Genomic DNA, 16,182 nt, shown 5'->3' with positions numbered 1-16,182 from the left:
GTATCTGGGAAAAGGTGAAGTTGGGGCGTTGACGCCTTGCTTTGGCCGGTTTAGCTGGCGGGTATGGCGAGAATTCCTTTATTGCAGATGTCCGGTATCTCTCTGACGTTCGGGGGTGATCCGGTGTTTTCCGATCTGGACCTTGTGGTTCAACCCGGTGATCGCGTCGCGCTGGTCGGGCGGAACGGGTCTGGCAAATCCACCTTGATGAAAGTGATGGCAGGGCTGGTTGAGGCCGATCAGGGTGAAATCGTCATCCCTCCGGGTAAATCAGTGGGTTACATGGAGCAGGATCCCGGAATGCAGGGATTCGCGACGCTTGGAGACTATGCCTCAAGCGGGTTGGAACCGGGTGAGCTGTATAAGGTCGAACGCGCGGGCGAAGGGCTGAAATTCGACCCTGAGCGTGCGGTCGAAACCGCTTCGGGTGGGGAAAGGCGACGCGCCGCCTTGGCCAAGCTGATGGCCGAAGCGCCGGACCTGATGTTGCTGGACGAACCGACGAACCACCTGGATATCGAGGCGATAGCGTGGTTGGAGCGTGAGTTGGGCTCGACCCGTGCAGCCTATGTTCTGATCTCGCATGATCGCGCATTCCTGCGTGCGTTGACCTTTGCGACGCTGTGGATCGATCGCGGAGTTGTGCGGCGGCAGGAACAGGGCTTTGCGGCCTTTGAAAACTGGAGGGACAAGGTCTGGGAAGAGGAGGATCAGCAGCGCCACAAGCTGAACCGCTTGATCAAGTCCGAGTCGCGATGGGCCGTCGAGGGTATCAGCGCCCGCCGCAAGCGCAATCAGGGTCGTGTTCGGGCGCTACAAGCCTTGCGCGCCGAGCGTGCAGCGCAGATCAAACGTCAGGGATCGGCTGCCATGACGTTGGAATCCGGTCCGAAATCAGGCCGCAAGGTCATCGAGGCCAATGGCGTTTCAAAGGCATTTGACTCTCAGCAGATCGTGCGCAATTTCGATCTTCTGGTTCAGCGCGGTGACCGTGTGGCCTTTGTTGGGCCGAACGGTGTGGGCAAGACCACGTTGCTGAAAATGCTGCTAGGTCAGGTCGAACCGGACAAGGGTTCGGTGGTGCTGGGTACTAACCTTGAGATCGCCGTGTTCGATCAGGCGAGGGCACAGCTGGACCCGGAAATGAGCCTGTGGGACAGCTTGACCGGCGATCCCGAGATGCGGGTCTCGGGCAAGGCCGATCAGGTGATGGTCGGCGGGCAGCCCAAGCATGTGGTGGGCTATCTCAAAGAGTTTCTGTTTGATGATGCGCAGGCAAGAGCGGCTGTTAAGTCATTGTCCGGAGGGGAAAAAGCCCGGTTGCTGTTGGCGAAACTGATGGCAAAAACCTCTAACCTGCTGGTGCTGGACGAACCGACCAACGATCTGGATGTCGAAACGCTGGATCTGCTGCAGGAATTGCTGGACGACTATGATGGCACGGTGCTGCTCGTTAGCCACGATCGGGATTTTCTGGATCGTGTTGCGACCACAACCATCGCCATGGAGGGCAACGGGCGCGCGACCGTCTATGCTGGTGGTTGGTCCGATTACATCGCGCAGCGAGGTGATGTAGTTGCGAAAAAGGAAGAAAAAGCAAGGCCTTCAAAGCCGAAAGTGAAGCAAGAGGCGAAGCAGAAGGCGGGGCTTTCATTTTCGGAGAAACACCGACTTGAGAAGCTACCAGCAGAGATCGCGCGCCTTGAAGCCGAGATCGCCAAGCTCGAAGATCTGATGTCTGATCCTGAGCTGTTCACACGCGAACCGATCAAGTTCCAGAAGGCAACCGATGCCCTGGTCGAACGGCAGGAAAAACTGTCAGCGGCTGAGGAAGAGTGGCTGATGCTTGAAGAGAAGGCCGAAGCCGGTTGAGTCCGAGTTGTACAACCTCGATCGACTAGATTGTCTGAGTTGTACAAACCTATGCACCGGTTTGCGCGTGCTCAAATGGGGCGGGCAGGGTTACCGACAACAGTTGCTCCGGCGGGGACGTCCTTCGTGACGACACTGCCTGCACCGACGATGGCGCGGTCTCCGATCGTGACGCCGGGCATGATGATCGCGCCACCGCCGATCCAGACGTTTTCGCCGATTGTCACCGGGTGGTCGATTTCCAGACCCTGTGCGCGCCGGGCTGGGTCTTTGGCGTGTTGGGCGCAATAGATCTGTGCCGTGGGGCCGAGCATCGAGTCACTGCCGATGCGAACAGGCGCGGTGTCGAGAATGACACAGCCCGCATTCAGATAAACCCGGTCGCCCAGCGACAGGTTCATTCCATAAGCGCAGTGGAACGGAGCCTCAAAATAGCAATCTTGCCCGATCCCCGCAAAGAGCGTCGCCAATTCGGGAGCTATAGCCCCTCGGTCATCGGGCGGGCAGGTGTTGTGAGCATGAACCGCGCGGCGTGCTTTCATGCGAAGCACTTCCAGTTCGGGGTCGAGGCAGCAATACCACTCGCCTGCCGCCATTTTCTGCCGCTCGGTCATGAAACCCGTCTTAGCGCATCCGCAGGGCACCGTCGATGCGGATGACCTCTCCGTTCAGGTAGCCCATCTCAACGATGAACCCGGCCAGACGACCGTATTCGCGCGGGTCGCCGAGGCGAGCAGGGTTGGGGACGTCCGCCGCAAGCTGTTGCTGCACCTCTTCAGGCAGGCCGGCCAGCATCGGGGTCATGAAGATGCCCGGTGCGATGGCCATCACACGGATACCAGTCGAGGCCAGATCGCGTGCCATGGGTAGGGTCATGCCGACCACGCCGCCTTTCGAGGCTGCATAGGCCGCCTGACCCTTTTGCCCGTCAAAGGCGGCGATGGAGGCGGTGTTGATAATCACGCCGCGCGCGCCATCCGGTTCGGGGTCATTCTTTGCCATCTCTGCGGCAGCAAGACGCGAGACGTTGAAGGAACCGACCAGATTGATGTCGATGGTACGCTGGAACGCCTCCAGAGGGTGGGGGCCGTCTTTGCCCACAGTCTTAGCTCCAATCGCGATTCCGGCGCAGTTCACTGCGGCGGTGATGCGACCCATCTTGTCCATCGCATGTGCAATCGCTGAAGCGACCGAGGCCTCATCCGTCACATCGGTTTGTGCGAAATGTCCGCCGATTTCAGCCGCGACTTGCGGGCCACGCTCGGCGTCGCGGTCAAGGATTGTGACCTGCGCGCCGTTCTCGGCAAAGTGACGGGCTGTGGCTTCACCCAGGCCGGAGGCTCCGCCGGTGATCGCCGCAGCTGTGGTTGAGAGTTGCATGGCGGGTTCCTTCCTGATCTGAACACTTGTTCAGATAATCCCAACCATGGCCCTCTGTCCAGTCACAGCTTTGATCAATCAAGCCTGCTGCGCTGCTGCATCGGCGTGACGCCAAACGCAGCCCGGTACACACGCGAGAAGTGGCCGGCGCTTTCGAAGCCACAGGCAAAGGCGACCTCGGTCACCGAAGATTCGGTCTGCAGCAACAGATTGCGGGCGCGGTCCAGCCGCAATTCCATGAAGTATTTCTTAGGCGAGGTGTTCAGGAATTTCCCAAACAGACGCTCCAGTTGTCGGGTTGAGATACCGATATCGCTGGCAATGACCGAGGGCGACAGTGGACTTTGAATATTGTCGGTCATGATGTGGATCGCCTTGGCCAGATGCGCGTTCCGCATCCCGTTGCGCGATTGCAGCGAAACGCGCTGATCGGCGGTGGCGTTGCGCACGGCGTTATAGACCATTTGATCGGCCACTGCGACAGATAGATCGTGACCGTGGTCGCGTTCGATCAGGTGCAGCATCAGATCGGCGGTTGCGGTGCCACCCGAGGCGGTCATGTGTTTTTCGTCGGCGACAAAGACGCTGCGAACAAGGTTTATCTCGGGGAAGGCCTCCATGAAAGCATCATGGTATTCCCAATGGATCGCTGCCTGCATCCCATCCAAAAATCCGGCCTCGGCCAGCAGCCATGCACCGGAACACAAGGCGCTGATATTGGTGCCCCGTGCCCGCTCTCGGCGCAGGGTTGCGAGCAGCGGACGCGAGACGTGATTGCGCATGTTTATTCCTGACAGAACAAACAGTTGGTCACATTTTGGGATAGATCCCAATCCGCCATGCACCAAAGTGACCGATCCGTTTGAACAGACCGCATGCTCTGCGTGTTCGGACAGGAAGGACCATCGATAAAGATCTTCCTCGGCCAGCAAATTTGCGATCCGCAATGGCTCGACCGCGCAGGAGAAGGCGAGATGCGAGAATTCCTCGACCAGTATGAAGGCGTAGTGCTGTGTTTGGCTCATCGATAGGACCGGAATCAGGGCGTTCTGACAGTTTTCTGCATGCTGCACGAAAACTAACTGTATACAACATGTATTTTTATACGATACCAGAGGGCAAGTTATCGATTCGCAGGATCGTGATGAAGGGGATCGGATGAGGGACGAAGGGAAATCACCGAAAGAGGCGTTGGCTGAGCATCTGAAGATGTCGGTTCTGACCCTGCGTTTGCGTCCCGGAGAGGATTTGGACGAGGCGCAGCTGTCGCAGGCCTTCGGCCTGTCGCGCACGCCTTTGCGCGAAGTGTTCCGGCAGTTGGCCGGTGAGGGGTATCTGGACCTGCGCACCCATCGCGGGGCGCGGGTGTCAGAGATGTCTCATACCACGCTACGCGATTTCTTTCTGGTTGCGCCGATGGTCTATGGCGCGGTGCTGCGTCTGGCCGCGGCGAATGCGACGCACGATCAGATCGATCAGTTGAAAGAGGCGCAAGAGACGTTTCGGCAAGCCTTGCGTACAGGCTCGGCTGAGGAGCGGACGCTGGCCAATACCCGGTTTCACGAGGTGACCGGAGAGATGGCGGGGAATGTCTATTTATCCCCATCGTTCAACCGGTTGCTGATCGATCACGCGCGGATCGGGATGACATTTTATCGCCCGCAGACCGCACGAATGGCTGAGAACCTTTCAGAGGCGAGCGACCAGCATGACGCCATCATCGCCGCCATCGAGGCGGGCGATGAGGCGGCTGCTGCGCAGCTGGCCGACGACCACTGGACCCTGTCACGCGATCAGATCGAGCTGTTCGTGATGCCCGAGGGGTTGGATTTTCCGCTGGGGCAGGTCCCCGGCAAGACATCTGCATGAGGGACACATGACTCCGATCTTCAGATTTGAGGGTATTTATACGCCGGTGGTGACACCCTACGCGGCGGATGGTGGCGTGAACTGGGACGCGTTGGCCGAGGTGATCGAGTACCTGATCGAGAATGGTGTGCACGGGCTGATCTCGGGCGGGTCCACCGGCGAAAACTATGCGCAGACCGTCGATGAGCGGCTGGAACTGGCGCGCTTTACGCATGAACGACTGAAGGGGCGTGTGCCTCTGGTTGTGGGAACGGGGGCGATGCTGACCGGGGATTCCGTCGCTTTGGCCTCAGGTGCGCGAGACCTAGGCGCAGATGCGATCTTGTTGGCCAGCCCGCCGTATTCGGTGCCCACCGACCGCGAGAATGCGCTGAATGCGCTGGCAATCGACAAGGCGGCTGACCTGCCGGTGATGCTGTACAACTATCCGCACCGGACCGGCACGATGATGGGGGAAGAGTTCCTGGACCGCGTAGGCCGCAGCCGGAATTTCTGTGGCATCAAGGAAAGTTCGGGCGATATCAACCGGGTGCATCTGCTGGCGCGGGACTACCCGCATATCCAACTTGGTTGTGGCATGGATGATCAGGCGCTGGAGTTCTTCGCCTGGGGAGCGCCGTTCTGGGTCTGTGGTGGGTCGAACTTTCTGCCTGCCGAACACGTGGCGCTGTATCAGGCTTGTGTGATCGAGGGCAACTTTGCCAAGGGCCGTCGCATCATGAGCGCGCTGATGCCGCTGATGCGGGTTCTGGAGCAGGGCGGCAAATTCATCCAGACGATCAAGCATGGCGTCACCATGAACGGGATCGATGCAGGCGTGGTGAGGCCGCCTCTGAAAGGTTTGAACAAAGATGACAAACGCGCGCTGGAACAGGTGACGCGCGTTCTGAAACGCAAAATCGCAGATATTTTGGCGGAGGGTTAAGGCATGGGCTTGTTGACGAAAGACGAATACGAATCCATCGCTGCGCATCTGGATCTGCCGACGGGCGCTTTCATCGATGGCGGCTACCGCCCGGCGACCTCAGGGCAGGTGTTCGAGACTATCAATCCAGCCACCGGGGCTGTGCTGACCAGCATTGCTGCCTGCGGATCGGAGGATGTGGATTTTGCGGTCGAAAAGGCGCGAGAGGCCTTTGAAGACGGTCGTTGGTCAAAGATGCACCCCTCGGATCGCAAGGACATTCTGATCCGCCTGTGCAAGCTGCTTACCCGCAACGCGCGGGAACTGGCGGTGATGGAGAGCATCGACAGCGGCAAGACGATCTTTGATTGCGAAACTGTGGATGTGCCCGAGATGATCCACTGCCTGAAATGGCATGCCGAGGCAATCGACAAGATCTATGATCAGGTCAGCCCGGCCAGTGATGACCACATCGCCATGGTCGTGCGTGAGCCCATCGGCGTGGTTGGGCTGGTCCTGCCGTGGAACTTCCCCTTGCTGATGCTGGCGTGGAAGATCGGGCCGGCGCTGGCGGCGGGCTGTTCGGTGGTGGTGAAACCGGCGGCCGAGACTTCTCTGACCGCTTTAAAGGTGGCGGAGCTGGCGTCTGAGGCCGGGTTGCCGCGCGGTCTGCTGAACGTGGTACCAGGTGGTGGCGCCGAGGTGGGCGAACCCATCGGGCGGCATATGGACATCGACATGGTGTCTTTTACCGGCTCGACCGTAACCGGAAAGAAGTTCCTGAGCTATTCCGCTGAAAGCAATGCCAAGGAAGTTGTGCTTGAAATGGGCGGCAAAAACCCGGCCATCGTCTTGCACGATGCGGAAAATCTGGATCGGGTGGCGGCGCATGTCGTCAATGGCGCATTCTGGAACATGGGCGAGAATTGCTCGGCCTCGTCGCGGTTGATCGTGCATAAGGACGTGAAGGCAGAACTGCTGGAACGGATCGCGCATCATGCCAAGCACTGGAATGTCGGCGACCCGTTGGACCCAGAGACCCGCATGGGCGCGCTTGTCAGCGAGGGGCATTATTCCAAGGTGTGCGGCTATCTGGATCAGGCCGAGACTGTGCTGATTGGTGGCAAGGCGGAGAATGGGTTTGTTGAAGCCACGGTGGTCGAGGTGCCCGGAAACGATGCCACGCTGGCGCGCGAGGAGATCTTTGGCCCGGTTTTGTCGGTGATCGAAGTTTCGGGCTTTGACGAGGCGATCAGCATTGCCAATGACACCGAGTATGGGCTGTGCGCCTCGATCTTCACGGCCAACGCCAAACGCGCGATCCGTGGCGCGCGGGCGATCCGGGCGGGTACCGTCACGATCAACAGCTTTGGTGAAGGGGATATCACCACACCCTTTGGTGGCTACAAGCAGTCTGGGTTTGGTGGCCGGGACAACTCGGTTCACGCCCATGATCAGTATACCCAGCTGAAAACCATCTGGATTGATCTGGCCGATGACGAAGATGAGGCGGTAGATTGACGATCTACACCGCCAAACGTTTGCCCCGGCAAACCGGCGTGGCAGGATGGAACGCCATCCTGCCTCTGCAGCAAGACCTGCCTCGGCTTGAGCAAGACCAGACCGCAGATGTGACCATCATCGGCGGTGGTTTTGCCGGGCTGTCCGCAGCGCTGAGGCTGCATCAGCTTGATCCGGCGCTGAAGGTTGTGGTGCTTGAGGCTGGGCGCTTTGCGGAAGGCTCTGCCGGGCGCAACTCGGGGTTCATGATCGATCTGCCTCATGAATTGGCCTCGGACAATTACGCCAGCGATGGGCTGGACGCAGATCGGACCACAATCGCGCTGAATCGCCAGGCGATTTCCTTTGCGACCCGGGTAGCCGCTGAGTGCGACCTGTCGCCGGAGATGTTCGACCCGTGCGGCAAGATCAACGCTGCTGCGACCGCAGCGGGTGATCGGCACAACGCAGACTACGCAGTGCATCTGGCGCGATTGGGAGAGCCCCACGAGCTTTATGATGCACAGCAGATGCAGGCGCTGACAGGCAGCCCGCATTACACATCTGGTCTGTTTGCGCCCGGGACGGTGATGATCCAGCCTGCAGCCTATGTGCGGGCTCTCTCAACGCATCTGGCTGGGCGGATCGGTGTTTATGAAAACTCTGCCGTGACCGGGTTTCGCAAACAAGGCGGTGGCTGGGTGATCGAGACCGAACAGGCGCGGGTTTCGACGGGGCGGATCGTGATGGCAACGAATGGTCATCTGGAAAGCTTTGGATTTTACCAGCGGCGTCTGATGCACATCTGCCTCTACGCGTCGATAACGGAACCACTGACGCCAGATCAGTTCGCCACGCTGGGCGGACAGCCACGCTGGTCAGTAACGCCAGCGGATCCGATGGGCACTTCGGTCCGGCGGGTTTCGGGCAGTTATGGGGATCGCATTCTGATCCGGACCTGTTCAAGCTTTCATCCTGAAATCCACAGCGGCGACAGCCATTTGAAACGGGCAGGCGCGGTGCACGATCGTAAGTTTCAGGAGCGATTTCCCAACTTGCCGAATGTACAGATGCAGCACCGTTGGGCTGGGATGCTGTGTCTTAGCCGCAATGGCTCGGCCGCGTTCGGCGAGATCGAGCAGGGTGTATATGCCGCCTGCTGTCAAAACGGATTGGGTATAGCGCGAGGAACACTGCAGGGAATGGGCGTGGCAGAGCTTGTGCAGGGGAAAGACTCCCAGATTGCAGATCATTTTCTGGCGCAACCGATGCCACCGCGTTTACCACCCGAGCCCTTCGCATCGGTTGGGGCCAATGCGTATCTGCGCTGGAAAGAGTGGCGATCAGGGGCGGAATAGCTTGCAGGCTGGTCAGGGCAGGCTGAGCTTTGCCATCCGTCCGCCATCGATCGTGTAAATTTGACCGGTGACAAAACCCGCTTCCTCGGCTGCCAAGAACGCGACCAGTGCGGCGACTTCTTTCGGGTCGCCGGTGCGGCCTACGGGATGAATGCGGGCGATATCCCGGCGGAATGCGCCGGGGTTGTTCATGCTCTCGATGAAATCGATGTTGAGGTCTGTGTCGATCCAGCCCGGTGCCACCGCATTGCAGCGAATGCCTTCTGCTCCGTGATCCACGGCAACCGCGCGGGTCAGCCCATGCAGCCCGGCCTTAGAGGCGCAGTAGGCGGCGTGGCCGGGGTTGCTGCCCAACCCCTCGACCGAGCCGATATTGACGATGCTGCCCTTGGTTTTGCGCAGATGTGGCAGTGCAGCCTGGATCAGCAGGAACGGGGCGGTCAGGTTGACCATGAGGTTGCGTTGCCAATCTTCAAGCGGCATGTCGTTGACGGAGGCCTCCTGCATCATGCCTGCATTGTTGATCAGTACGTCCAGCTGGCCCGCGCTGTCCACAACCTGCTTGATGATCTGCGCCGGGCTTTCCGGGTTGGCAAAATCCGCCGGGATAGAGGGGAACTCATCATCCTTACCGCGCTGCGCAGTGTAGACATTAGCCCCTTCTTCGCGCAGCCGCCGGGCGATGGCTTGTCCGATGCCACTGCGGCCACCGGTCACGAGCGCTGTTTTTCCTGCAAATCTTTTCATTGCACCGGCTTGCCCCCATTCACTTCGACCAGAGCACCACACATGTAGCGCGCCGAATCCGAGGCGAGAAAAAGGATCACTTCGGCTATATCTTCGGGTTCGGCGATACGCCCTAAAGGCACCGACTTCCCAAGCTGGGCAATCGCCGTATCAGGATCGAACCCACGTTTGGCAAAGCCCGAACGCAGCATCGGTGTGTTCACCTCGTTCGGGCAAACGGCGTTGATGCGGATGCCCTGATGGGCGTGATCGTGCCCCATGCATTGGGTGAGGCTGGCAATGGCCGCTTTGGTCATGCAGTACACCGCATGATCCGGGCCAGGTCGAAGGCCCCAGCACGAGGCAGTGTTCACAATAGCACCGCCACCCGCCGCCGCCATGATTGGAATCGCAGCGCGGCAGATACGGAAAGGGGCCTCGACATTCACTCCGACGGACAGGGCCCAATCCTCATCGGATGTTTCAGTCACCGGGCCGCGGGTGATCACGCCTGCATTGTTGATCACGATATCAAGACCACCCAGCGCCTGATGCGCGGCCAAGGCCAGCCCGTCGCAATAGTCGGGATCGCGCAGATCGCCGGGCAGATGCGCCTCGGCTTCAATGCTGCCCACATCGCGGTCAGCAACAGCTACACGCGCGCCTTCGGCCCGCAACTGGCTGACGATGGCGCCGCCGATCCCGCCCGACGCCCCTGTGACGAGTGCGGTTTTTTCAGCGAACCTCATTCGTTTACCTCCCCGGGATCTAGTAGGATTGATTAAGCTCATCCGCGGCCGGTATTTCACGCTCGCGCCGGGCGATGTAATCCAGCAGCTCTTCGTTCTTGGCGATATCGAGCGTTGGTTCCTGATACTCGGCCAGCAGCTTGCGGGCGTGTTTCAGGGCGCGTTCTGTGATTTCAACACAACCCTCAGCCTGCCATTGTTCGATCGAGTTGTTGTCGAACATATCCGGCATGAAGAATGCGCTCTGGAAATTGTCCTGCGTATGCGGATGCCCAAGGTAATGCCCGCCCGGACCGATATCACCGACTGCCGAAACGGCCTGATCGAAATCGCCCCATTTCGGGCCCTCGGCCATGCGATAGGCCATGGCGCATTGTTCTGCGTCAACGATGAACTTGGCGGTCGAGCAGTGCATCCCGGCCTCGTTCCAGCCCGCCGAATGCCAGATGTAGTTGGCGCCGGAATGGATCACGGCCTGCAAAGTGGTTGCGGATTCATAGCCTGCCTGCGCGTCGAACGTCTTGGCTCCGCCCAGAGTGTTTGAGGTACGCCAAGGCACTTCGTAAAACCGGGCCATCTGTCCAATCATGAAGTTCATCAGACTGATCTCGGGCGTGCCTGCCATCGGCGCGCCGGATTTCATCGAGACGGTCGACAGGTAGTGCCCGTAGATCGCGGGCGCGCCCTTGCGGATCACCTGCGTATAGGCCAGCGCGCTGAGCGCCTCGGCATTCAGTTGCGCCACGGTCGCCGGAACGCTAGCAGGCGTATTGGCCCCGCCCAGAACGAAGGGCGAGCACAACACCGGCTGCTTTCGGCGACAGAAGGCACGCATCGCGCCCAGCATGGTTTCATCCCAAACCAGCGGCGAATTGCCGTTGCAATTACCAGTGGTGACCGGGTGATCTTCAAGGAAATCCTCGCCGAACAGGATCGCACACATCTCCATGACATCTTCGGCATTCTTGGGGCTGGTGGTCATGCCCATGAAGGTTTTGTCAGAGTGCTTCATTGACGAATAGGTAATCCGCAGATGCCGCTGACTGATCGGGTGATCATAGGGCTCCACGATGTGATGGGCCGAGGAATGCAGCGCGGGCAACATATGGCTGAGCTTGTGGAACATCGCCAGATCGTCCAGCGTCGGGTTGCGGCGCACATCTTCCAGATCGCGCAGGAAGGGCGCACCGGTCATCGGCACGAAGATCGAGTGTTTACCGCCCAGCCGCACGTTCTTTTTCGGATCGCGCGCGTGGTAGGTGAAATCTGACGGAATGGTCGCGATCAACTCGCGCACCAGACCGCGATCCAGATAGACGAGCTCGCCTTCTACCTTGGCACCAGCCTTCTTCCAGTCTTCCAGCGCGATGGGGTCACGGAACTGAACGCCTACGTTTTCCAGAATATCCATCGAGGCCGCATCAATGCGTTCAACCTGTGCGCCGTCCATCACTTCGCATAACGGAATGCCGCGGGTCAGCCCTGGCAGCATCTCGAAGTTTGGAGCGGTGCGCATGGCGCGCCGGGCAGAGCGCCCTCCGGTACGTGTGGCTGTGGCAGTTCTGGTCATATGGTGCCTCCTTCCGGTTCAGAGTGGAACGGAAAGGGTGGGGTGCACATGCAGGAATGCGAAAGACTGTTGCGAAATGCGACGTTGAGTTGGCACACGGAAAAACCGCCACAGGAGGGCGCCCCTTGAGAGAAGTACTATTGATCTGTCAGCCACTTGGGCTTTGGTACGTCCAGACAAAGACAATACGGAAAACGCCTCGGTGAGGGTTTTTGCGTTTGATTTTGTTCAATGGCAGGTAAGCGGGGCGAAAGTGAACTTTCGCTGCATCTGCGCCAAGGTCTGTTTTCAAGAGCGCCGTAAATCGGTTTGCTAAGGCTAGCATCATCAAGAGCAGTGGAGATTGACGCCGTTGAAGTACAAAGCAGCTCGAAGGGCAAAATTGGTTGACCTTGAGCCGATGTTGCAACTGCCTAAAAAGCCGGGGCACAATTCTGTAGGCAAGAGAAGCTTAGCTTTCTGCCATCCAAATCACAGTAGAGAAACGCTCGAGACTTATTTTGGAACTTTCCCACAAGCGATGTTTGTGAGCGAGGAGGAAGACCAAATCATCAGTTTTGCATGTGCGATCCGAACATCTGGCAAGCCAATACAAGAGCCAATAGTTTGGTCGGATGCAACAGGTGATGGAGCGACTTTAAATCACGACAAAAATGGAGCGTGGTTATATGTCAGTCGCCTTGCAAATACAGCAGGACCTGGGCATGCTCACGTATCGAAGGAAATAGGTCCGCTCCTTGTGTCCCTGCAAGAATTAGCCGTGAGGCTAAAATTACAAGGCGTTGCTTTCCCTACACGCTTCTCTGGGTTCTGCGAACGGTCGGGGACGACCGAGTTTCAAAGGACGACAATTGACGACAAGGGTTCGTTGGAGCGGTCGGGGCTACGGCCTCTCGGCATCGCCTTCCAAGCGGGCTTTGAACATGAAATAGCCTTGCCGAACTACCTGGGTGACGGGAAGCACTTCGCAATGATGGTTTGGCGAAACGAGCAGTGACAAAAAACGCGAACCTGAAAGCTGACGTTCTTTTCAATCACAACATTCAACACTTTGGGCTCAAGGCAGACCTTCGCCAGGTTCGCCAAGTATGCACCAAAAAAGTGTTGCAGTTCGAGTTACTCGATCTGCAAGATTTACCATGGAGCGCGGCCACCCGAAGGCAGCCCTTCGATTGGCTCAGCCCAACTGAACCAGCGCGTGGCGTTTCTTGCCCGCGCTGAGTTTGATGGGCGAGGACAGTGTGCTTGCGTCGATCATCAGGCCCGTATCAGTCAGCGGAGCATCGTCCAGTTTGGCGCCGTTTTCGGCGATCAGGCGCTTGGCCTCTTTGCCGGATTTGGCGAGGCCGGATTTGACGATCAGCTGCACGATGGACATGCCTTCACCCAGTTCCGAGGCGCTCAGCGTCAAAGTCGGGAGGTCGCCACCTACGCCGCCTTTCTCGAATACCTCGCGCGCGGTCGCCTCGGCGGTTGCAGCGGCTTCGGACCCGTGCAGTAGGGTGGTGACCTCATTGGCGAGGCGGATTTTGGCCTCGTTGATTTCGGACCCTTGCAGCGCGGCCATGCGGTCGCATTCGTCTACCGGAAGCTCGGTGAAGATTTTCAAGAAACGGCCCACATCGGCGTCAGTCGTGTTGCGCCAGAACTGCCAGAACTCATAGGCGCTCAGCATGTCGCCGTTCAACCAAACCGCACCGCCCTGTGATTTGCCCATCTTGCGGCCATCGCTGGTGGTCAGCAGGGGGGTCGTGAGGCCATAGATCTCGTGATCCAGCACCCGGCGGGTCAGGTCGATGCCGTTGACGATGTTGCCCCATTGGTCCGAGCCGCCCATCTGCAGAACGCAGTTATATCGGCGATTCAGTTCGAGGAAGTCATAAGCCTGCAGGATCATGTAGTTGAATTCGAGAAAGCTCAGCGACTGTTCACGATCCAACCGCGATTTCACCGATTCAAAGCTGAGCATCCGGTTGACCGAGAAATGCCGCCCAATATCGCGCAGGAAATCGAGGTAGTTCAGGCTATCGAGCCATTCGGCATTGTTCAGCATCAACGCGCCAGTCTCGCTGTCATCGTAAGACAGGTATTTCGAGAACACCTGCTTCATGCCTGCGATATTGGCGTCGATTTGTTCAGGGCCCAGTAGCGGGCGTTCGTCTGAACGGAACGAGGGATCGCCCACTTTGGTCGTCCCGCCACCCATCAGGGTGATCGGTTTGTGCCCAGTCTTTTGCAGCCACCGCAGCACCATGATGTTCATCAGGTGACCCACGTGCAGCGACTGCGCGGTGGCGTCATAGCCGATATAAGCCGTCTGCACCCCAGAAATCAGAGCGTCGTCAAGGCCTTGATAATCGGTGCAGTCGGCGAGAAAGCCGCGCTCGATCATCGTGGCGATGAAATCCGATTTGGGGTGGTAGGTCATGACGCTCAACAGGCCTTGTGTTCTGGCCCTCTCTGCAAGGGCTGGTGTAAGTCATAGGTCAGTAATTTCAAAACCAGACCCGCTTGGTCGCACGACGGAAGGTACATTCATGCGACTGGCCTTCTAATTCCCTAAGTCTCGCGGAATGTCCAGTCATTGGCGAGCAAGTGCAGTCCGCACTGAAAGAATCTTGCGGATGAGCTTTATGAGGGAAACGCGAAGAAACAACCCATAACGAAACACAGAATATCGCGTCAGTCTTTGAACGTACCAAGTCCTGCCGGATAACCTCTGGTTCTAGCGTGCAGTGTGTCTGGACAGAAGCGGCTTTTCATTCTTGATGTGGCGTTCAATCAGTTGCTTTTGCAGCTTCCCGGATGGGATCGGGCAGGCGGGCTTGGGGGCAAATTCCAGTTCTGCTATCTCGGGGAATATGCTTAGGATTTCTGTTCGTGCTTCTGGACTGATGGCCTTGAGCACTTCCGGTCCGGTAAACAGGCTTTCCGATGGTGCGCCTTCGGCATAGACTACCTCGTGCTGTCCAAAAAGAAGGTGAAAATACTCGACGCTCTGGGCATCCTGGTCGATGAAAATACCGGGCAGCGAAGTCAGATTGACGGCGGGTACCAGAACTTCGGAAGTCCTGAACATCCGCTCGACAATCTTCGAAGACACCAGCATCCGGTGCTGCCGGGACACCACAAGATCACGCTGAGGCAAGCCGAGACCTAACGCTCCGGCGCTGATACGAACCGGGCGCAGTTTGGGGTTTGCGGCCAGTTCCGGGGCAGATATCGTACGGCGAAACACCCGCAGCAGGGTGGCAAATCCGGGCCCATCACCTGTGGGATCAAACACTTCGATCTCATCGCTGGCTTTCAGATCCTCGACCGCCTTATGGCCACCCCTTACCCGAATATTCGTGCCACTGGTGAAACAGGGAACAAAGTCGTCAACGGGCAGATTTACGACTGGACTGGCGAAGGCACCGTCACCCAGCGCCGTGATCGTCAGTGTTGTGTTGAGCGGGGGGACATCCCCCAAAAAGCCGATGAAAAATCCTTGCTCGGCTCCGCCGCCAAACGCGCCGTTGCCGCTGGAATCATAGTCGAAAACACCAATCGTATAGGTGTTGGTGCCATCCGTGACTATGTAATTGTAGTCCCAGGCAATTGCATTCCCCAGATAGGTTTGCGTGGGGTCGTCTGGGAATTCGTTGTTTACACCGTCTCCTTCGATGGTGTTGGGGTCAACACCATCAGTAATTTCGATCGTATTGTACGCGGAGATCTGAAATGTCGTTCCAACGCCACCGAATTGGGCCTGGTTCGTGGTCAGAGTCGTGTCCGTCCGAAATGCACCGTATATGTTTGGCATAAACCCTGTTCAGGCCAATTCACTGCCGCTTTTTACTAAGCGGTATAAACCTACTCACCCGTCCTCAATTTGTTGTCTGTGCTTTGCTGCATATTAATATCTCATCTATAAGCATTGGTGCAACATTTGCGAATATCCGGGGTTTTGAGCCTGCGCTTTTATTGCACTGAACATCCCAAAGTACCTGCCATTATTCAGTCGCTTTGATTCAATGAAAATCTGACGAAGCTGAGCTATATGGAATGATCGTAGGTGCTTCAGATCAAGTGGAACACTGAAACCGGCGACGGGCATTCTTGGGAGAGCTTGGCACCTGCTGTAGCGATCTGCGAACATGTGGTAATGGACTTTGTACAGCTCTTTCATGAGCACTCGGAACTGCGCTGCGTTTGAGAACGCCCTGTTGCCTTCATTCGCGGTCTCATGCCTTTCGGTACACTGTAGCGGGG

General features: G+C 58.0%; 14 protein-coding genes. 6 read left to right on the top strand and 8 right to left on the bottom strand.

Annotation, left to right across the window (positions count from 1 at the left end):
- The first annotated feature begins 63 nt into the window (after positions 1 to 63).
- Positions 64 to 1,872 carry an ABC-F family ATP-binding cassette domain-containing protein gene (locus ACR0CZ_RS12405; protein ID WP_480503314.1) on the top strand — a complete coding sequence of 603 codons (1,809 nt, stop codon included), beginning with the start codon at positions 64 to 66 and terminating at the stop codon, positions 1,870 to 1,872.
- 71 nt (positions 1,873 to 1,943) lie between these two features.
- Here the strand turns inward: ACR0CZ_RS12405 and ACR0CZ_RS12400 are convergent, their stop codons facing one another.
- From ACR0CZ_RS12400 to ACR0CZ_RS12390, 3 genes are all read right to left on the bottom strand, one after another.
- Positions 1,944 to 2,486: a sugar O-acetyltransferase gene (locus ACR0CZ_RS12400; RefSeq protein ID WP_170396689.1), complete on the bottom strand. Its 543-nt coding sequence runs from the start codon at positions 2,484 to 2,486 to the stop codon at positions 1,944 to 1,946.
- A 10-nt stretch (positions 2,487 to 2,496) separates the two neighbouring features.
- Positions 2,497 to 3,252 carry a 3-hydroxyacyl-CoA dehydrogenase gene (locus tag ACR0CZ_RS12395; protein WP_170396691.1) on the bottom strand — a complete coding sequence of 252 codons (756 nt, stop codon included), beginning with the start codon at positions 3,250 to 3,252 and terminating at the stop codon, positions 2,497 to 2,499.
- 74 nt (positions 3,253 to 3,326) lie between these two features.
- Positions 3,327 to 4,277 (bottom strand): GlxA family transcriptional regulator, encoded by a 951-nt coding sequence (locus ACR0CZ_RS12390; RefSeq protein ID WP_170396693.1) that lies wholly within the window; start codon positions 4,275 to 4,277, stop codon positions 3,327 to 3,329.
- A gap of 133 nt (positions 4,278 to 4,410) precedes the next feature.
- Between ACR0CZ_RS12390 and ACR0CZ_RS12385 the strand changes: the two genes are divergently transcribed.
- The 4 genes from ACR0CZ_RS12385 to ACR0CZ_RS12370 are packed head-to-tail and all read left to right on the top strand — an operon-like array spanning position 4,411 to position 8,883.
- Positions 4,411 to 5,121, top strand: a complete 711-nt coding sequence (locus ACR0CZ_RS12385) for a GntR family transcriptional regulator (protein ID WP_170396695.1) — start codon at positions 4,411 to 4,413, stop codon at positions 5,119 to 5,121.
- A gap of 7 nt (positions 5,122 to 5,128) precedes the next feature.
- Entirely contained in the window at positions 5,129 to 6,046 is a 918-nt protein-coding gene (locus tag ACR0CZ_RS12380; RefSeq protein ID WP_170396697.1) for a dihydrodipicolinate synthase family protein, read from the top strand.
- A 3-nt stretch (positions 6,047 to 6,049) separates the two neighbouring features.
- Complete coding sequence (locus ACR0CZ_RS12375) at positions 6,050 to 7,546, top strand: aldehyde dehydrogenase (RefSeq protein WP_480536929.1); 1,497 nt, start codon at positions 6,050 to 6,052, stop codon at positions 7,544 to 7,546.
- Positions 7,543 to 8,883 (top strand): NAD(P)/FAD-dependent oxidoreductase, encoded by a 1,341-nt coding sequence (locus tag ACR0CZ_RS12370; protein ID WP_480536930.1) that lies wholly within the window; start codon positions 7,543 to 7,545, stop codon positions 8,881 to 8,883. The genes ACR0CZ_RS12375 and ACR0CZ_RS12370 overlap by 4 nt, the downstream gene beginning before the upstream one ends.
- Positions 8,884 to 8,895: 12 nt before the next feature.
- Here the strand turns inward: ACR0CZ_RS12370 and ACR0CZ_RS12365 are convergent, their stop codons facing one another.
- From ACR0CZ_RS12365 to ACR0CZ_RS12355, 3 genes are read right to left on the bottom strand one after another with little or no spacing between them, the layout of a single operon-like run.
- Positions 8,896 to 9,630: an SDR family oxidoreductase gene (locus ACR0CZ_RS12365; protein WP_170396703.1), complete on the bottom strand. Its 735-nt coding sequence runs from the start codon at positions 9,628 to 9,630 to the stop codon at positions 8,896 to 8,898.
- Entirely contained in the window at positions 9,627 to 10,358 is a 732-nt protein-coding gene (locus ACR0CZ_RS12360; RefSeq protein WP_170396705.1) for an SDR family oxidoreductase, read from the bottom strand. Before ACR0CZ_RS12360 ends, ACR0CZ_RS12365 begins: the two co-directional genes overlap by 4 nt.
- Before the next feature lie 19 nt (positions 10,359 to 10,377).
- Entirely contained in the window at positions 10,378 to 11,928 is a 1,551-nt protein-coding gene (locus ACR0CZ_RS12355; RefSeq protein WP_170396707.1) for a trimethylamine methyltransferase family protein, read from the bottom strand.
- A 352-nt stretch (positions 11,929 to 12,280) separates the two neighbouring features.
- On the opposite strand from ACR0CZ_RS12355, the gene ACR0CZ_RS12350 reads away from it, so the two are divergent.
- The gene (locus ACR0CZ_RS12350) at positions 12,281 to 12,925 is read left to right on the top strand and encodes a hypothetical protein (RefSeq protein WP_170396709.1); all 645 of its coding nucleotides are present in this window, start codon (positions 12,281 to 12,283) and stop codon (positions 12,923 to 12,925) included.
- 180 nt (positions 12,926 to 13,105) lie between these two features.
- Here ACR0CZ_RS12350 and tyrS read toward each other — a convergent pair whose 3' ends face one another.
- Entirely contained in the window at positions 13,106 to 14,356 is a 1,251-nt protein-coding gene (tyrS, locus tag ACR0CZ_RS12345) for a tyrosine--tRNA ligase (protein WP_170396975.1), read from the bottom strand.
- A gap of 297 nt (positions 14,357 to 14,653) precedes the next feature.
- Entirely contained in the window at positions 14,654 to 15,733 is a 1,080-nt protein-coding gene (locus ACR0CZ_RS12340; RefSeq protein ID WP_170396711.1) for a Hint domain-containing protein, read from the bottom strand.
- Positions 15,734 to 16,182: the final 449 nt, after the last annotated feature.

The sequence above is a fragment of the Ruegeria sp. H9 genome, from assembly GCF_056532915.1.
This window is presented reverse-complemented; position numbering and strand designations above follow the sequence as displayed.